Here is a 16,280-nt window from a genome sequence, read left to right as displayed (position 1 = left end):
ACCCGCCGCGTGCCACAATGGCGGTCCGCCATGAACTCCACCTATACCGACCCGATTCTCGACTGGTACGCCGCGAACGCCCGGGACCTCCCGTGGCGCGCGCCCGGCGCCACGCCCTGGGGCGTCCTCGTCAGCGAGATCATGCTCCAGCAGACCCCGGTCGCCCGCGTCCTGCCGGTCTGGCAGGCCTGGATGGACCGGTGGCCCACCCCCGCCGCGCTCGCCGCCGAACCGTCCGGCGAGGCCGTCCGCGCCTGGGGCCGGCTCGGCTACCCGCGCCGCGCGCTGCGCCTGCACGAGAGCGCCCGCGCGATCACCGAGCGGCACGGCGGTGAGGTCCCCTCGTCGCACGCCGACCTGCTCGCCCTGCCCGGCATCGGCTCCTACACCGCCGCGGCCGTCGCCAGCTTCGCGTTCCGGCAGCGGCACGCCGTCCTCGACACCAACGTCCGCCGCGTCCTGGCCCGGCTCGTGTCCGGCGAGGAGTACCCGCCGAAAGTGCAGACCAAGGCGGAGGTGAGGCTCGCCGAGGGCCTGCTGCCCCTCGACCCGCCGACCGCCGCCCGCTGGGCCGTCGCCGTCATGGAGCTCGGCGCCCTCGTCTGCACGGCCCGCACGCCCCGCTGCGTCGACTGCCCCGTCCTCGCCCAGTGCACCTGGCACCTGAACGGCCGTCCCGCCTACGACGGCCCGCCCCGCAAGGGCCAGACCTACGCGGGCACCGACCGGCAGTGCCGCGGCCGCCTCCTCGCCGTCCTCCGCGACGCCGACGGCCCCGTCGAGAAGCCCGCCCTCGACGTCGTCTGGTCCGACGCCCCGCAGCGCGAACGCGCCCTGGACGCCCTCATAGCCGACGGCCTGGTAGACCCCCTGGACGACGGCCGCTACACCCTCCCCACCTGACCCCGCTCCCGCCATCCCCGACGACGGGCGAATAATCGCTCGTCAGGCGCCTCGGCGGGGACGTAGCGTACGGCGGGTGCGTGATCTGCTGAGGCTGCCGAAAGCCCATTTGCACGTTCATCTGGAAAGCACCGTCCGGTGGGACACGCTTCGCGATATCGGCGGAGCGAACGGGGTCGAGGTGCCCGGCAACGGCGGGACCTTCGGGGGGTTCGCCGCCTTCTTCGCGCAGAACGAGCTCATCCGCACCTGCCTGCAGCGGCCCGGCGACTTCCGGCGGATCGCCTACGAGTTCTGCGAGGACGAGGCGGCGCAGGGCACCCGCTTTGCCGAGGTGTCCTTCACCGCGGCCGCGCACGGTGAACGGCTCGGCGACCTCGACATGCCGCTGACCGCCGTCAGCGAGGGCCTGGACGCCGGGCGCGAGGCGTTCGGGGTCGAGGTGGGCCTGCTGCTCGACCACTCGCGCCGCCGCTCCCTCGACCGGGCGTGGCGGACGCTGGACCTGGCCCGCCGCCATGACGGCGTCGTCGCCGTCGGCCTGGCGGGCGACGAGTCCTACCCGGGCGACCCGTTCACCGAGGTCTTCGCGGCGGCCCGGGACGCCGGGCTGCACGTCGTCCACCACGCGGGCGAGGGCGAGGGCGCGGCGAGCATCCGGCAGGCGATCGGCCCCGGCCGCACCGAGCGCCTCGGCCACGGCATCCGCGTCCTGGACGACCCGGACCTGGTCGCCGAGGTCCGCGAGCGGAGGATCCCGCTGGAGGTCTGCCCGTCGTCCAACGTCGCGCTGGGCTTCGCGCCGTCCCTCGCCGGCCATCCCCTCCCGCGCCTGCGCGAGGCGGGGCTGATCGTCACGGTCAACACCGACATCCCCGCGCTGATCGGCACGCCGCTCGCGACGGAGTACGGCCGCGTCCGCGACGCGTTCGGCTACGACGACGCGACGCTCGCCGCCTTGGCGGGCGCCGGCGTCGACGCGTCCTTCGCCCCGGCGTCCACGAAGGCGCGCCTGCACCGCGAGATCGAGAGCTGGCTGGCCACCGCCTGACTCAGGTGGGCAGCGGACGGTCGTTGACGATGTGCTTCATCACGAGGGTCGAGTTCAGGCGCTGGACGCCGGGCAGCGCGGAGAGCACGTCGTCCTCCAGCTCCTGGTAGGCGGTCAGGTCGGCGGTGACGATGCGGAGCAGGTAGTCGGGGTCGCCGAACAGCCGCTGGGCCTGCACCACCTCGGGGACCCGTTCGACCGCCGCCTCGAAGCCGAGCAGGGTGTCCCGGTCCTCCTGCCGCATGGTGACGAACACCAGCGCCTGGAACGTCAGGCCCAGGGCGGCGGCGTCCACGACCGCGCGGTAGCCGCGGATGGTCCCGCTGCGCTCCAGTTCCCGCAGCCGGCGGTGGCAGGGCGACACGCTCAGCCCGACCCGCGCCGCCACGTCGGTGATCGTCGCGCGGCCGTCCTCCTGGAGCACCGCAATGATCTTCCGGTCGATGGCGTCCATGGAGGAGATCCTTCCACGGTGGCGGCGCGTTGCGGTGAAACTTAGCAGCACATTTCGGCAGATCAACCATATTCTCCCCTCAACAGCCGCCATCCGAGGGGATGTCCCGCCATGGCCACCGGCTCCGTCCTCGCCTTCTGGTCCATCGCGTTCCTTCTCATCGCCGTCCCCGGGTCGGACTGGGCGTTCATGATCAGCGCCGGGCTGCGCGGGCGCTCCGTCCTTCCCGCGGTGAGCGGGCTGGTCACCGGGTACGCCGCCGTCACGGTCGTCGTCGCGGCCGGCATCGGGGCCCTCGTCGCCGGCTCCCCGAGCCTCCTCACCGCCCTCACGACCGTCGGCGGGGCCTACCTCATGTGGCACGGCGCCACGACCCTCGCCCGCCCGTCCGCACCGGACGCGCAAGGCTCCCGGCCCGAGGGCACCGGGTGGGGGATCTTCCTGCGCGGCATCGGCGCCAGCGGCCTCAACCCGAAGGGCCTGCTCATCTTCGTCGCGCTGCTGCCCCAGTTCACGGACCCGGACGGCCACCTGCCGATCGCGGGCCAGATCGGCGTCCTCGGCGCGACCTACATGGCCACCTGCGCGCTCTTCTACCTCGTCATCGGCACGGTCGCGCGCACCGCGCTGCAGGGCCGCCCGGCGGCCGCCCGCACGATCAGCCGGCTGTCCGGGGCCGCGATGGCGGGCATCGGCGCCTGGCTGCTCATCGACCGCCTCTTCTTCTAAATAAACAGCTATGTCTGTTAGAGTGTGGGTCGCCGAACCGAGGAGGCGACCGATGAGCTCCGCACACTGGCCCGAGAGCGTCGACGAGATCATCGGAGGCGACCAGGCCGTCATGCTCGCCACGGTCACCTCCGCCCGCGGCGTCGTGCTCACCCCGGTGACGAACTTCGGTGCGCGGGACCGCGGCGCCGGCACCGTCACCGTGAACAGCTCGGTCGGGGGCTGGAAGAAGCTGGAGCGGATCAGGCGCGATCCCCGCGTGGCGCTGGCCTTCCACACCCGGCTGCACGGCTACAGCGACCGCCCCGAGTACGTGCTGGTCCAGGGCACCGCGTCGCTCTCGGCCCCGCGCGACGACTATCCCGCGTCCCTGGGCGCGGACTGGGAGCGTTTCGACGGCCCGCGCGCCACCGGCCCCTTCTGGGGTCCCTGGCTGCGCCCCTACTACACCCGCGTGGTCATCGACATCGCGGTCGAGCGGCTGATCGTGTGGCCGGACCTCTCCTGCAAGGGGAGCCCGAAGGTCTTCGGCCCCCCGCTGCCTGGCCCGCCGCCGCCGCAGAAGGCACCGGGCCTCGGCACCGGTCCGCGCATCGACCACGTCAAGGCGGCCGCCCGACTGGAAAGCCTTCCCGACGCCCTGCTCGGCTGGGCCGGCACCGACGGCTTCCCCATGGTGGTCCCCGTCGGCTTCAGCGGCCAGGACGCCGGCGGGATACTGCTGCACGTCCCGCTCGGAGTCCTGCCCGACGGCGGACGCCGCGCGGGCCTGACCGCCCACTCCTTCAGCAAGTTCGTGCAGGGGCAGCATCAGCGCGTCCACACGGGCTGGTTGGAGAGCGGCCCGCAGGTCCGCTACGCGCCGCACACCGAGCTCGCCTACCGGACGCCGCCGTCCAAGCTCCTCTACCGGCTCGGCATAGGGGTGGCCATGCGCGTCGCCCTCCGCCGCGCTCGCAGCGCGGGCCACGACATCCCGCAGTGACCCGGCGGCCCCGAACGGCCGTTCAGCGGACGACGGTGTGTCAGCTGACGACGGTATGCACGTGCCCTGCGCGGATCTCGCGGAGGAACGGGTCGGCGTCGTCCGCCCACTGGGCGGCCGTGCGGACGACCGGGTGGACAGGGAGGCCGAGCCGTGCGGCGGCCTCCTGGGCCGCGTCGAAGGCCGTCTCGCGCCCGAGGTCACCGATCAGGAGGACTTCGACGTCGACGGGCTGCTCGCCCGGCACACCGGCATAGCGGGCCGCCCAGGGGCCGAACAGGTGCGCCTCGCGGACCGCGGGCAGCCGCCCGAACTCCTCGGCGACCACGGCGGCGGGGCCGAACGTCAGCATCACCAGGCGGGCGAGCGGCTCGTACAGCGGGCTGCGCTCGTCGCGGGACACCAGCCGCCCCGCGAGCGTGCGCCGCAGGGCGAGGACGCCGGCCCGCGACAGCCGCTCCACCTCGCGCATCACCGTCCCGAGATCGCTGCGGAGCATCACCGCGAGGTCGAGCATCGACGCCTCGCGCCGGGGCCCGAGCAGCAGCCGCCCGAGCAGCTCCCCCTGCAGCCGGGATCTGAAGATCGGCAGCTGCGGCGGGGCCGGCGCGCGCACGTCGCGCAGGAACGCCGCGTCCGGCGAGCGGCCGCGAGAACGCCCGTACTCCGCCGCCGAACCCACCGCATTCGATCGCATGTTCGAATACTAGGAGCCGCCTCCGACATCCCGGGGTCCGCTCAGAGCTCGGTCGGCGACTCCGGCTCGCGGAGGAACAGGCAGAACGGATGGCCGACCGGGTCGCGGAAGACCCGGACGTCCTCGTCGGGCTGGACCTCCGCGAGGACGGCTCCCGCCTCCTCGGCGTGCCGAGACGCCGCCTCCAGGTCGTCGACCTCGATGTCCAGATGCGCCTGGATCTGCTGCTCGCCGGCGACCGCGGGCCAGACCGGCCGGGCATGGAGGGGCTCGGCCTGGAAGGACAGGCCCGTCCCGCCTCCCGGCGGGCGCAGCTTCACCCAGCCCGCGTCCTTCTGGACCACCGTCCACCCCAGAAGCCGCTGGTAGAACGCGGCGAGCGCGTACGGGTCGGGGGCGTCGAGGACCGGTGCGGACAGGGTCAGGCGCGGCGGGTGGCTCACGTCGGCTCCAGGGATCGGGAGAGTCCTTCGGACGGATCCTCCCCGCCGGTCCCCGAACATGCGGAAGGGCCCGCACCGGACGGAACCGGTACGGGCCCTGCCGAGGGCTGAGGTGATCAGTCCTTGTTGAAGTTGACCGCGCCCTCGATGGGCGGGGCGTCGGGGACCGTGGCGGACGGCTTCGGCACGCCCCGGAAGGTGAACTTGGCGTTCTCCGCCGTGTCCTTGTCCTCCGGGTTGAAGCCCTCGGTGCCGACGATCACGATCTGGCCCGGCTTGAGCTCGTTGTACAGGATCTTCTCGGACAGGTTGTCCTCGATCTCCCGCTGGATCGTGCGGCGCAGCGGCCGGGCGCCGAGCACCGGGTCGTAGCCCCGGATCGCCAGCAGGTCCTTGGCCTCCTGGCGCAGCTCGATGCCCATGTCGCGGTCCTTCAGCCGCTCGTCCACCCGGGCGATCATCAGGTCGACGATCTGGATGATCTCCTTCGGGGTGAGCTGGTGGAAGACCACCGTGTCGTCGACGCGGTTGAGGAACTCCGGACGGAAGTGCTGCTTCAGCTCCTCCGACACCTTCGCCTTCATCCGCTCGTACGAGCCCTGCTCGTCGTTCTGGCGGGCGAAGCCCATCGAGACGCCCTTGGAGATGTCCTTGGACCCCAGGTTCGTCGTCATGATGATGACGGTGTTCTTGAAGTCCACGACACGGCCCTGCGCGTCGGTGAGGCGGCCGTCCTCCAGGATCTGCAGCAGCGAGTTGAAGATGTCCTGGTGGGCCTTCTCGATCTCGTCGAACAGGACGACCGAGAACGGCTTGCGGCGCACCTTCTCCGTCAGCTGGCCGCCCTCCTCGTACCCGACGTAGCCGGGCGGGGAGCCGAACAGCCGCGAGACCGTGTGCTTCTCCATGAACTCGGACATGTCGAGCTGGATCAGCGCGTCCTCGTCGCCGAACAGGAACTCCGCGAGGGTCTTCGACAGCTCCGTCTTACCGACGCCGGACGGGCCGGCGAAGATGAACGAGCCGCCGGGACGCTTCGGGTCCTTCAGGCCGGCGCGGGTGCGGCGGATCGACTGCGAGAGCGCCTTGATGGCGTCCTCCTGGCCGATGACGCGCTTGTGGAGCTCGTCCTCCATGCGCAGCAGCCGGGTGGACTCCTCCTCGGTCAGCTTGAAGACCGGGATGCCGGTGGCGGTGGCGAGGACCTCGGCGATCAGCTCGTCGGTGACCTCGGCGACGACGTCCATGTCGCCGGCCTTCCACTCCTTCTCCCGCTGCGCCTTCTGGCCGAGCAGCTGCTTCTCGGAGTCGCGCAGCGCGGCGGCCTTCTCGAAGTCCTGCGCGTCGATCGCGGACTCCTTCTCGCGCCGCACGTCGGCGATCTTCTCGTCGTACTCGCGCAGGTCCGGCGGCGCGGTCATCCGGCGGATGCGCATCCGCGAACCGGCCTCGTCGATGAGGTCGATCGCCTTGTCCGGCAGGAACCGGTCGCTGATGTAGCGGTCGGCGAGCTGCGCGGCCGCGACCAGCGCGCTGTCGGTGATCGACACGCGGTGGTGCGCCTCGTAGCGGTCCCGCAGGCCCTTGAGGATCTCGATCGTGTGCGACAGCGACGGCTCGGCGACCTGGATCGGCTGGAAGCGGCGCTCCAGCGCGGCGTCCTTCTCCAGGTGCTTGCGGTACTCGTCGAGCGTGGTGGCGCCGATGGTCTGCAGCTCACCGCGGGCCAGCATCGGCTTGAGGATGCTGGCGGCGTCGATCGCGCCCTCGGCGGCGCCCGCGCCGACGAGCGTGTGCAGCTCGTCGATGAACAGGATGATGTCGCCGCGGGTGCGGATCTCCTTGAGCACCTTCTTCAGGCGCTCTTCGAAGTCGCCGCGGTACCGGGAGCCGGCGACCAGCGCGCCGAGGTCGAGGGTGTAGAGCTGCTTGTCCTTCAGCGTCTCCGGGACCTCGCCCTTGACGATCTTCTGCGCGAGCCCCTCGACGACGGCCGTTTTACCGACGCCGGGCTCGCCCACGAGGACCGGGTTGTTCTTGGTGCGGCGGGACAGCACCTGCATGACCCGCTCGATCTCCTTGTCCCGGCCGATGACCGGGTCCAGCTTGCCCTCCCGCGCGGCCTGCGTCAGGTTGCGGCCGAACTGGTCGAGCACGAGGGAGGTGGACGGCGCGGACTCCGACGGGCCGCCGGAGGCGGCCGGCTCCTTGCCCTGGTAGCCGTGCAGCAACTGGATGACCTGCTGGCGGACCCGGTTGAGGTCGGCGCCGAGCTTGACCAGCACCTGGGCGGCGACGCCCTCGCCCTCGCGGATCAGGCCGAGCAGGATGTGCTCCGTGCCGATGTAGTTGTGGCCGAGCTGCAGCGCCTCGCGCAGTGACAGCTCGAGGACCTTCTTGGCGCGCGGAGTGAACGGGATGTGGCCCGACGGCGCCTGCTGGCCCTGGCCGATGATCTCCTCGACCTGCTGGCGGACCGCCTCAAGGCTGATCCCCAGGCTCTCCAAGGCCTTGGCAGCGACGCCCTCACCCTCGTGGATCAGACCCAGGAGGATGTGCTCGGTGCCGATGTAGTTGTGGTTGAGCATCCTGGCCTCTTCTTGGGCCAGGACGACAACCCGCCGCGCGCGGTCGGTGAACCTCTCGAACATCTCGTCGCTCCTCACAGAGCGGTTGGGCAGAGTCCGGAACGTCCGGAACTGTCCTTCCGCATGCTAGCCCGCCCCGAGGAGGCCGCCCGGTGCACTCCCACCAGGAGACGTTCCCCAGCTAAGCGCTGTTCAGTCTCATCCAACTACCGCATCGGTGCGTCATGTTCCCGCTACGCCCCAAGCGAACGGGGGCTTTCCGCAGGTCGTCCGGGGTCGCGTCCGAGGATCGCCGAATGGGGGCGAGGTCCCGGTGTACCTCACCGCGGCGGACGCGAAACCGGGCGGGCGCTACGCCACAAGCGAACGGCCCGTCTCGTGGAGGGAGACGGGCCGCCGGGGCGGGGCTGGCGGATCAGTTCGCCGCCTCGTACTGCTCGATCACGGTGGCCGGGATCCTGCCGCGCTCATTGACCTTGATGCCATTGTTCTTGGCCCAGGCGCGGATCTCGGCGCTGCGCTCGCGGCTGGACGCGCCGCGCGGGCGGCGCCGCTTGTTGACCGTGCCGGCCTTGCGCGACTTCTCCACGAACGGCAGCAGAGAATCCCGCAGCTTCTTAGCGTTGGCGCCACTCAGGTCGATCTCGTAGGAGGCGCCGTCGATCGAGAACGCTACGGTCTCGTCCGCCTCGCCACCGTCGAGGTCGTCGACGAGAAGCACCTGAACCTTCTGTGCCATGGGGACAGACCTTTCGGCTGGAGCAAACTATGCATTCGGTTGACAAAGATATACCGGGAAGTCTGCCGATGACAATTCAAGTCGCCGATGAACATCCCTTGGCGGCCGGTAACGGCTTGACCACCGGTGCGCGGAGGGCGGCGCCGGGGCGGGCCGTTGACGCGCCGTTCAATTCCGGCGGACGGTCCGGGGCGTGGATTTCGGCGTGACCGGCGTCACGGCGCACGGCGCTGACCTGGGCCGTCGAAGACGCATTGGACCAGGTATCGGGGCACTCGGGCATTCCACCGGGGGGACCTCGGGCGGAAAAGTGTCCACCGGGACCTTAACAGGGTGAGCACACCCGCACCGCTTGCCGACCTTTAGCCCTGCCGTAACGGCACTAACCAGGGCATGCGCCCGGAATGCACCGGAGACCGGCGCGGGACCGGTCCCACCGGGCCCGCGGGCCCGCCACCGGCGGATGTCGACGGATTACGGGACGGGAAGCCGGGACGAAAATCTGTTGCCGTCCGGGGCGCGGGAACTGGCCGCGGGATGGCGGAGCGTAACGCCGCCGGTACCAGTCCATCCCGAAATCTGGGGATAAGCGGCAGAATCCGCCTGCGTGCGCCGGTCCCGGCGAGACGGCGTCCCATCCGGACTAAGTGCGGCGGCCCAATGAACGCCGACTCCCGGCGCCCCGGAAGCACATCCCAAACCGGAGGGGCCTTCCGGCAGGAGACACATCCTCCCGGAATCCCGCCCGTAACCTGAACGTGTCCGGAACGAGCTGGCATTGGCCCGCCGAAGTCCGGGTGTCCGAAACAGCGCGAGGATCTCCGGCAAAGCCCGGCGGCCCGGGCCCGGCAAAGCCGCGCGGCCCCCGTCGCGGGCGCTCAACGCGATCAGGGGCGCGGCGTCACCGGGCACGCCGGGACGCCGCGCCGACATCTCCGAGAGCGCCGCAAACACCGGTGAATCAGGACGTGCGGCGTTTTACGACCAGGGTGCCGGCGAGCCTGTCATGGACGGCCCGGCGCTGCGTCCCCTCGTATATGAACCCGGCGTTCGCCACCCAGAACAGGCTCGCCAGAAGACCGAGAATGTGGACGGGCCGCAGCGCGATCGGCACGGAGTACACGGCGGCGCGCAGGACGGCCCGCGGGACGCTTGGGCGGCCGTACCGGCCCTCGGCCGCGCCACCGGGGGTTTCCGGGGCGCCGGCCCGCTCCGCGTCCGTGGCGGCGCCCTCAGGGCCGGACGGGTCCGGGACGACCTGGATCCCCGCGAAGCGCTTGCCGAGGGTCTGCCCCCACAGCGCGAGCTGGACGGCCTCGTACAGGAGCATGCAGCCCGCTACGGCCGGCGGTGCGATGACGTCCAGCCGGTGGCCGGACACGAATTCCTTCACCACGATGATGACGGGCAGGCCGACGATGAGGGTGTCGACGATGCGCGCCAGGAGGCGCTGCCCGGGCTCCGCGAGCGCCGAGCCCGGCTCCGGGTCCTCGTGCGGCAGAGGCTCACCGTCCGGGATGCCGTGATCGGTCCCGGACGGTTCGTCCGACCCCTGCGCGGGTGTTCGCGGAGTCGCCATCGCGGCCCTACTCCGCGTACTCGGCGTACTCGCCGTATCCGGCGCGCTCGTCGATGACGAGGGTGTCGGCGAAGCGGTCGTGCAGGGCCTGGTGCAGGGGCTGGTCCCAGATGGCCCACAGGTACGCCATGAGCGCACCCGCCCAGACCAGCAGCATCCCGTAGGCGAAGTACTGCCACACCATCACGGCGAGGACGAGGAAGAAGAAGACGCCGATCTGGTAGCCCACGTGGGTGATGGCGGCCCGCCATACGGCCTGCGTCGTCGTCAGCTGGTTCCCCGCCGGACGCGCCTGGACGACGCCGATGCCCATGAAGCGCTTGCCGAACGTCCGGCCCCACATGGACAGCTGTACGGCCTCATAGATGAAAGGCAGGACCGACAGGACGGCGAACAGCGTGAAGATGATGGGCCAGTTCCAGATGCCGCCGTCGTCCTCGGTCTTGCTGCCGGGCTTCCCGAGCCCGAACGCGCCGACCGTGATGGGAAGGACGAGCGCGAAGCCGAAGGCCGCCACGAGCGCGTTGTCGATGATGCGGGCCCCAGCACGCCGCAGGATCGGCGCCAGCGGCATGTCACCGCCCTGGGAACCGCCGTACTGGTCGTAGGCGGGCTCATAGGACTCGTACGAGGGCTGCCCCCACTGGTCCTGCTGGGGTTCCTGCCACTGCTGTTGCGGCTGTTGCTGTTGCTGCCATTGCGGTTGCTGCTGCCATTGCTGCTGCTGTGGCTGCTGCTGCCACTGCTGGGCGGGCGGCTGAGCCTGACCTTGCCGCCCGGGCTGCTGCCTTTGCGGGGGACCCTGGTAGGGGGGCGGCGGTCCGTACGAACCCTGCCCCTGCGACGGCTGATAGGGCCGCCCGCGGTTGGGGGAATCGCTCATGTGGGGTCAGTCCTCCAGGCGAAGCAACATCCGTGTGTTGCCCAACGTATTGGGCTTGACCCTGTCGAGGTCCAAGAACTCTGCCACGCCGTCGTCGTAAGAGCGGAGGAGTTCCTCGTACACCTCTGGCGCCACCGGAGTACCGAGGATCTGCTGGAAGCCGTGCCGTGCGAAGAACTCCACTTCGAAGGTAAGGCAGAAAACCCGCCGGACGCCGAGTTCCCGCGCGGTCTCCAGGAGCCGGGCGACGATGCGGTGCCCGATCCCGCGCCCGCCGTACCCCTTGTCGACGGCGACCGACCGGACCTCCGCCAGGTCCTCCCACATCACGTGGAGCGCCCCGCAGGCCACGATGGGCCCGGGCTCCCCCGGCAGGGCGCCCTGGACGTCCTCGGCGACCCAGAACTCCTGCACGTCCTCGTACAGCTTCACCGTCGACTTCTTGAGCAGGCGTCGCCCCGACCCGGCGTACAGATCGACCAGCCTGCGGATCCCCTGAACGTCGGCGGTGCGGGCACGCCTGATCACGACTTCCACAAACAGGCGAGATTACCGAACGCCCCGCACACCCACGGCCACCGGCGGCCGTGCCCGCGCAGGTCGGGAGGCCGCCCGGGGCGCGGCCACCGGCGGCCGGGGGCCGTCCTCCAGCGGCGGCCAGGGCGGTCCACAACCGGCGCTTCACCCCGTACCGTCCGCCACGACCTGCGAATTCGCATGTTCTGGTTGGCATCCAATGGCGGTTCCGTTAGTGTCCCGCTCTGACGTCGGCCTTCCGCGAGGCGGAGGCCGGACCGCCGAGTCCACGGGCCGCAGCCGGCGCCCCGCGGAGCCGGGGACCCACTTTCGGAGCGTTCGGGGGCATCACCCCGAGCCGATGCCGTCTGGGGTGAATCCGCAGCCGCGCGGAGGGATCCGCGCGCCCAGCGGACGGGCTGCTCCGGCCCGAACCCGTCAGCTAACTCGGTAGGCGGACGAGGAGAGGAGATTTGGTGCGGACGGCTCGCTTCCGTGTCCGGGCGCTCACGATCGCCGGCGCGCTCGTCGCCCTTTCCATCACGCCCCACGTGGTGGTCCCGCATTCGCTCCCGATGGCGCACGCCGACCCCGACCCGTCGGCCAAGGAGCTGAAGGACCAGGCGTTCAAGCTGGCGGACCAGCTGGAGAAGCTGACCGAGCAGTACAACGGCCTGAAGGTGAAGCTGGAGCAGTCGCAGCGGGCGGCCAAGGTCGCCGCCGGCAACGCCGCGCGCCAGCAGAAGTCCCTGGAGGGGCTGCGGGAGAAGGTCGGCAGCCTGGCCGCCACGAGCTACATGCAGGGCGGCACCGACCCCACGGTCTCGTTCATCTCCGCGCAGGACCCGCAGGTCGTCCTCGACCGGGCCGCCACGCTCAACTACTTCGCCACGCAGGACAGCACGCAGGTCCTCGGGCTCATGCAGGCGATGCAGTCCGCCCAGCGCGCGCGCAAGTCCGCCGAGGAGCGCGCCCAGCAGGTCACCCAGCTGAAGGTTCAGCTCACCGCGCAGAAGAAGAAGGTCACCTCGGCCTACGAGAAGGTCCGCGGCAAGGCCGTCAAGAAGGACCCGACCCTGCTGGCGAAGCTGCCCGTCATCGGCGACGGCAAGGCCGCGCAGGCGCTGCGGTACGCGATGAGCAAGCTCGGCAGCCCGTACGTGTGGGGCGCCGCCGGTCCGAGCACGTTCGACTGCTCGGGGCTGACGATGTGGGCCTACAAGCAGGTCGGCATCAACCTGCCGCACTACACCGGCAGCCAGTGGAACGCCGGGACCCACGTCCCGGAGAGCCAGATGCAGCCGGGCGACCTGATCTTCTTCTACTCCGACCTGCACCACATGGGGATGTACGTCGGCGGCGGCAAGATGATCCACGCCCCGCACACGGGCGACGTCGTCCGCATCGCGTCCCTTTCCGGCCGCCCCATCGCCGGCGTGGTCCGCGTCGCGTAGACGACGCACTCCGATCGGGGCGCCGGGCGCACGGCTATAGAGCGATATGAACTACGTCCGCGGCGGCGCTTTCGCCTTGCAGGGACCTACCTGCCAGGGGTGGTGCGCCGCCGCTGCGGGGTCGGACGAGTTCGCATCGCTGGACGTGCTTCCGGTCGGGCTGGTTTCCGGGTGATGACGCCCGCCGTCCCCTGACGGGCGTCGTCGGGTCGCGCTAGATGAGCTGCCTTCTGGCCGCCCACACCACGGCCTCGATAGGGGTGTTGACCTCCAGCCGGTCGCAGATGTTCCGCAACCTGCGGCGCAAGGTCCGTGCGCTCAGTTCCAGCTTGCGCGCCGCCACATCAGCGGTGACACCGCTGGCGATCTGGGCGAGCAACCTGATCTCCTCGTCGCTCAGCCCGAAATCGAGTGTGGCTGTTTCCACTCCGTCCTCCCTCGTCCGTGGTTGATGACCGCGGGGATGCAGCCGTCCGCTGCACAGGCACGGGTTGGGCCTCGAACTGCATGCGTTGGGTTGCCGGGTCCGGAGCCTTCCGGACTTAGATCATCGGTTTGGGTTCCTTTTCCGTCTCGCGAGCTTGGCCGGAGGTGGCCGATGGGCCGATTGCGGGGTCGTGCGGGGGAACTCCGGGTGACGATTCACTCGTTGGCCACGTGTCAGGAGCGGGTCTAGGTCGTCGCTTCCGAACCCGTCCTTCCTCTTGGACTCACCGGATCTCGCCGCGGACGAAGATCGTGAATCGTTTCAAGCTACGCTTCGGCTCGGAACGCTAGGCGGCCGGATCCGGCCCGTCAAGCGCTGGTTAAGTGCTATCTGTGCCCGAATGGTCGCAATGCGTGACCGGGTTTTCGGGGATTGACACGGGAAAGCCCAACTACCTGGGAAAACACCACCGGGGCGGACGAGGAGCGACTTGCCACAGACCAGTATTCGCGAGGTCGCGAGGCGTGCCGGGGTCTCGGTTGGGACCGTTTCGAATGTCCTAAACCGGCCAGACCTCGTGGCCGAAGCTACCCGTGACCGTGTCCGCGCGGCGATCGAGGAGCTCGGATTCGTCCGCAACGAGTCGGCGCGGCGGCTCCGCAGGGGCCCCGACCGCACCGCGGGCGAGTTCGGCGACGAGCCGCGCCGCGCGTTCGGCGTCGTCGTCGAGGACCTCGCCAACCCGTACGCGGCCGACGTCGTGCGCGGCGCCGAGGAGGCGCTGAACGAGGCGGGCCACGACGCCCTCTGGCTGTCGAGCGACCATTCGGCCGCCAAGGAGGCCCGGTCGCTGGAACTCCTGGAGGACCAGCGCGCCGCGGGCGCGCTGATCGTCCCGGTCGGGCTGGACCGGGCGGGCATCAAGCGGCTGCGCGCGGCCGGGCTGAGCGTCGTCCTGATGGACCGGGACGTCTCCGACGCGTGCACCGTCCATGTCGACCACGTCGCCGGCGGGGAGCTGGCGGCGGCGCACCTGCTCGGCCTCGGCCGGGAGCGGATCGCGTTCGTCACCGGCGCGCCGGAGCCGCAGCCCTGCGTCGAGCGCCGCGACGGCGCGGCCCGGACGCTCGTGGAGGCGGGCGTCGGGAAGCCGCCGGTGCTCGTGCAGGACGCGCTGAGCCCCACCGAGGGCCGGCGGGCGGCGCGGCGCATCATGGACATGGATCCGCGGCCGGACGGCGTGTTCTGCGCGAACGACCTGCTCGCCATCGGGCTGATCAACGAGCTGACGCGGCTCGGCGCGCGGATCCCGGACGACATCGCGGTGGTCGGCTACGACGACATCGAGCTGGCCGCGAGCGCCGCGGTGCCGCTGACCACGATCAAGCAGCCGCGCCGGGCGCTCGGCTGGGAGGCCGCGGAGCTGGCGATGGCCGAGATCCGGGAGGGCCGGTCGCACCAGCACCGGCAGGTCGTCCTCACGCCGGAGCTGGTGGTGCGCGAGTCCGCCTGACGGCCGCCGCCGATCTCCGTCATTCCGGGCCTTCGCACTATTGACATGCTGTCTTAGATCCGCGTGACTTGGCCTATGGAGGACACCAGGGAACCGGCCGCGCCGGACGTGGAAGCGGCGTCGATCCTCGGGTTCGACCCGTCCGACCCCGCCTTCCACGCCGACCCCTACGCGCACTACCGGGGCCTCGCGGCGGCCGGGAGGCTGCAGCAGACCGCGGTGGGCCTGTGGGTCAGCACGTCCTACGAGCTGTGCGAGCAGGCGCTGCGGGACCCGCGGTTCGGGCACCGCCCCGAGAACGGCGGCCTGTGGCGGGACGCGCCGCAGCGGAACCGGTCGTTCCTGACGATGGACCCTCCCGACCACACGCGGCTGCGCCGGCTCGTCAGCAAGGCGTTCACGCCTCGGCTGATCGAGCGGCTGCGGCCGCGCGTCGAGGAGCTGGTGGACGAGCTGCTGGACGGCGCGTCCGGCGAGACCGACCTGATCGCAGCGCTGGCGTACCCGCTGCCCGTCATCGTGATCAGCGAGATGCTGGGCGTGCCGCCGCGCGACCGCGACCTGTTCAAGGGCTGGTCGGACGCCCTCGCCCGCGGTCTCGACCCCGACTTCCTGCTGCCCGAAGCGGAGATCGCGCTGCGCGACGAGGCCCGCGCCGAGTTCGCCGCCTACTTCCGCGAGCTGGCCGCCGCGCGCCGCGCGGACCCGCGCGACGACCTGCTGAGCGCGCTCGTGGGCGTCTCGGACGGCGGCGACGTCCTGTCGGAGGAGGAGCTGCTCGCGACGTGCGTGCTGCTGCTCGTCGCGGGCCACGAGACGACCGTCAACCTGGTCGGGAACGGCGCGCTGGCGCTGCTGCGGCATCCGGAGCAGCTCGCGCTGTTCCGGGACCGTCCGGAGAACGTCGCGGCGGCCGTGGAGGAGCTGCTCCGCTACGACCCGCCCGTGCAGCTGACGCTGCGGGCCGCGCTGGAGGACGTCGAGCTGGGCGGCACCCTGATCGAGCGGGGACGGCTCGTCCTGCTGCTGACGGGCGCCGCGAACCGCGACCCGTCGGTGTTCGCCGATCCGGACCGTCTCGACCTGCTGCGCTACGCCGAGGGACGGGACGCGCCGCGCCACCTGTCGTTCGGGCACGGCATCCACTTCTGCCTCGGCGCGCCGCTGGCGCGGCTGGAGGGGCAGATCGCGCTGCAGAAGCTGTTCGAGCGCGACGTCACCCTCGCCGCCGACGACGGCGACCTGGCGTACCGGGACAACCTGGTGCTGCGCGGGCTGCGCGACCTGCCGGTCCGGATCGGGTGACCGGCAGGCCGCTC

16 protein-coding genes and 1 riboswitch are annotated in these 16,280 nt (G+C 71.1%); of the genes, 7 read left to right on the top strand and 9 right to left on the bottom strand.

What is annotated here, in order from left to right:
- Window positions 1–30 precede the first annotated feature (30 nt).
- Together AB0C78_RS20115 and add are read left to right on the top strand one after the other, a co-directional pair.
- Window positions 31–903: an A/G-specific adenine glycosylase gene (locus AB0C78_RS20115; RefSeq protein WP_360749975.1), complete on the top strand. Its 873-nt coding sequence runs from the start codon at window positions 31–33 to the stop codon at window positions 901–903.
- A gap of 76 nt (window positions 904–979) precedes the next feature.
- Window positions 980–1,954 carry an adenosine deaminase gene (gene add / locus AB0C78_RS20110; protein ID WP_360749972.1) on the top strand — a complete coding sequence of 325 codons (975 nt, stop codon included), beginning with the start codon at window positions 980–982 and terminating at the stop codon, window positions 1,952–1,954.
- A gap of 1 nt (window position 1,955) precedes the next feature.
- Here the strand turns inward: add and AB0C78_RS20105 are convergent, their stop codons facing one another.
- A complete protein-coding gene (locus tag AB0C78_RS20105; protein WP_151543552.1) occupies window positions 1,956–2,408 on the bottom strand; it encodes an Lrp/AsnC family transcriptional regulator in 453 nt (150 codons plus the stop codon).
- Window positions 2,409–2,519: 111 nt separating this feature from the next.
- Here AB0C78_RS20105 and AB0C78_RS20100 point away from each other — a divergent pair, with 111 nt between their 5' ends.
- Together AB0C78_RS20100 and AB0C78_RS20095 are read left to right on the top strand one after the other, a co-directional pair.
- Window positions 2,520–3,137: a LysE family translocator gene (locus AB0C78_RS20100; protein WP_360749969.1), complete on the top strand. Its 618-nt coding sequence runs from the start codon at window positions 2,520–2,522 to the stop codon at window positions 3,135–3,137.
- A 52-nt stretch (window positions 3,138–3,189) separates the two neighbouring features.
- Entirely contained in the window at window positions 3,190–4,122 is a 933-nt protein-coding gene (locus tag AB0C78_RS20095) for a pyridoxamine 5'-phosphate oxidase family protein (protein WP_360749966.1), read from the top strand.
- 40 nt (window positions 4,123–4,162) lie between these two features.
- Here the strand turns inward: AB0C78_RS20095 and AB0C78_RS20090 are convergent, their stop codons facing one another.
- From AB0C78_RS20090 to AB0C78_RS20060, 7 genes are all read right to left on the bottom strand, one after another.
- Entirely contained in the window at window positions 4,163–4,819 is a 657-nt protein-coding gene (locus AB0C78_RS20090) for a hypothetical protein (protein ID WP_360749963.1), read from the bottom strand.
- Between the two features lie 41 nt (window positions 4,820–4,860).
- Complete coding sequence (locus AB0C78_RS20085) at window positions 4,861–5,262, bottom strand: VOC family protein (RefSeq protein ID WP_360749960.1); 402 nt, start codon at window positions 5,260–5,262, stop codon at window positions 4,861–4,863.
- 116 nt (window positions 5,263–5,378) lie between these two features.
- On the bottom strand, window positions 5,379–7,913 hold the full coding sequence (locus tag AB0C78_RS20080) for an ATP-dependent Clp protease ATP-binding subunit (RefSeq protein ID WP_151543547.1): 2,535 nt from the start codon (window positions 7,911–7,913) through the stop codon (window positions 5,379–5,381).
- Between the two features lie 352 nt (window positions 7,914–8,265).
- A complete protein-coding gene (locus AB0C78_RS20075; RefSeq protein ID WP_151543546.1) occupies window positions 8,266–8,589 on the bottom strand; it encodes an Lsr2 family protein in 324 nt (107 codons plus the stop codon).
- A gap of 961 nt (window positions 8,590–9,550) precedes the next feature.
- Window positions 9,551–10,168 (bottom strand): RDD family protein, encoded by a 618-nt coding sequence (locus AB0C78_RS20070; RefSeq protein ID WP_360749956.1) that lies wholly within the window; start codon window positions 10,166–10,168, stop codon window positions 9,551–9,553.
- A 7-nt stretch (window positions 10,169–10,175) separates the two neighbouring features.
- Window positions 10,176–11,051 (bottom strand): RDD family protein, encoded by an 876-nt coding sequence (locus AB0C78_RS20065; protein ID WP_360749953.1) that lies wholly within the window; start codon window positions 11,049–11,051, stop codon window positions 10,176–10,178.
- Window positions 11,052–11,057: 6 nt separating this feature from the next.
- On the bottom strand, window positions 11,058–11,594 hold the full coding sequence (locus AB0C78_RS20060) for an amino-acid N-acetyltransferase (RefSeq protein WP_360750034.1): 537 nt from the start codon (window positions 11,592–11,594) through the stop codon (window positions 11,058–11,060).
- Between the two features lie 255 nt (window positions 11,595–11,849).
- Window positions 11,850–12,040, top strand: a riboswitch (cyclic di-AMP (ydaO/yuaA leader).
- Between the two features lie 3 nt (window positions 12,041–12,043).
- On the opposite strand from AB0C78_RS20060, the gene AB0C78_RS20055 reads away from it, so the two are divergent.
- Complete coding sequence (locus AB0C78_RS20055) at window positions 12,044–13,021, top strand: NlpC/P60 family protein (RefSeq protein ID WP_360749950.1); 978 nt, start codon at window positions 12,044–12,046, stop codon at window positions 13,019–13,021.
- Between the two features lie 214 nt (window positions 13,022–13,235).
- On the opposite strand, the gene AB0C78_RS20050 is transcribed toward AB0C78_RS20055, so the two are convergent.
- The gene (locus AB0C78_RS20050; protein ID WP_151543542.1) at window positions 13,236–13,448 is read right to left on the bottom strand and encodes a LuxR C-terminal-related transcriptional regulator; all 213 of its coding nucleotides are present in this window, start codon (window positions 13,446–13,448) and stop codon (window positions 13,236–13,238) included.
- 490 nt (window positions 13,449–13,938) lie between these two features.
- On the opposite strand from AB0C78_RS20050, the gene AB0C78_RS20045 reads away from it, so the two are divergent.
- Window positions 13,939–14,961: a LacI family DNA-binding transcriptional regulator gene (locus AB0C78_RS20045; RefSeq protein WP_360749946.1), complete on the top strand. Its 1,023-nt coding sequence runs from the start codon at window positions 13,939–13,941 to the stop codon at window positions 14,959–14,961.
- A 75-nt stretch (window positions 14,962–15,036) separates the two neighbouring features.
- Window positions 15,037–16,266, top strand: coding sequence for a cytochrome P450 (locus tag AB0C78_RS20040; RefSeq protein WP_360749943.1), 1,230 nt, complete (start codon window positions 15,037–15,039; stop codon window positions 16,264–16,266).
- Window positions 16,267–16,280 lie beyond the last annotated feature (14 nt).

The sequence above is a fragment of the Actinomadura sp. NPDC048394 genome (assembly GCF_040651755.1).
Taxonomy (GTDB): Bacteria; Actinomycetota; Actinomycetes; order Streptosporangiales; family Streptosporangiaceae; genus Spirillospora; species Spirillospora montaniterrae.
The sequence above is the reverse complement of the archived record's forward strand: the minus strand, read 5'-3'. Positions and strand labels throughout refer to the sequence as shown.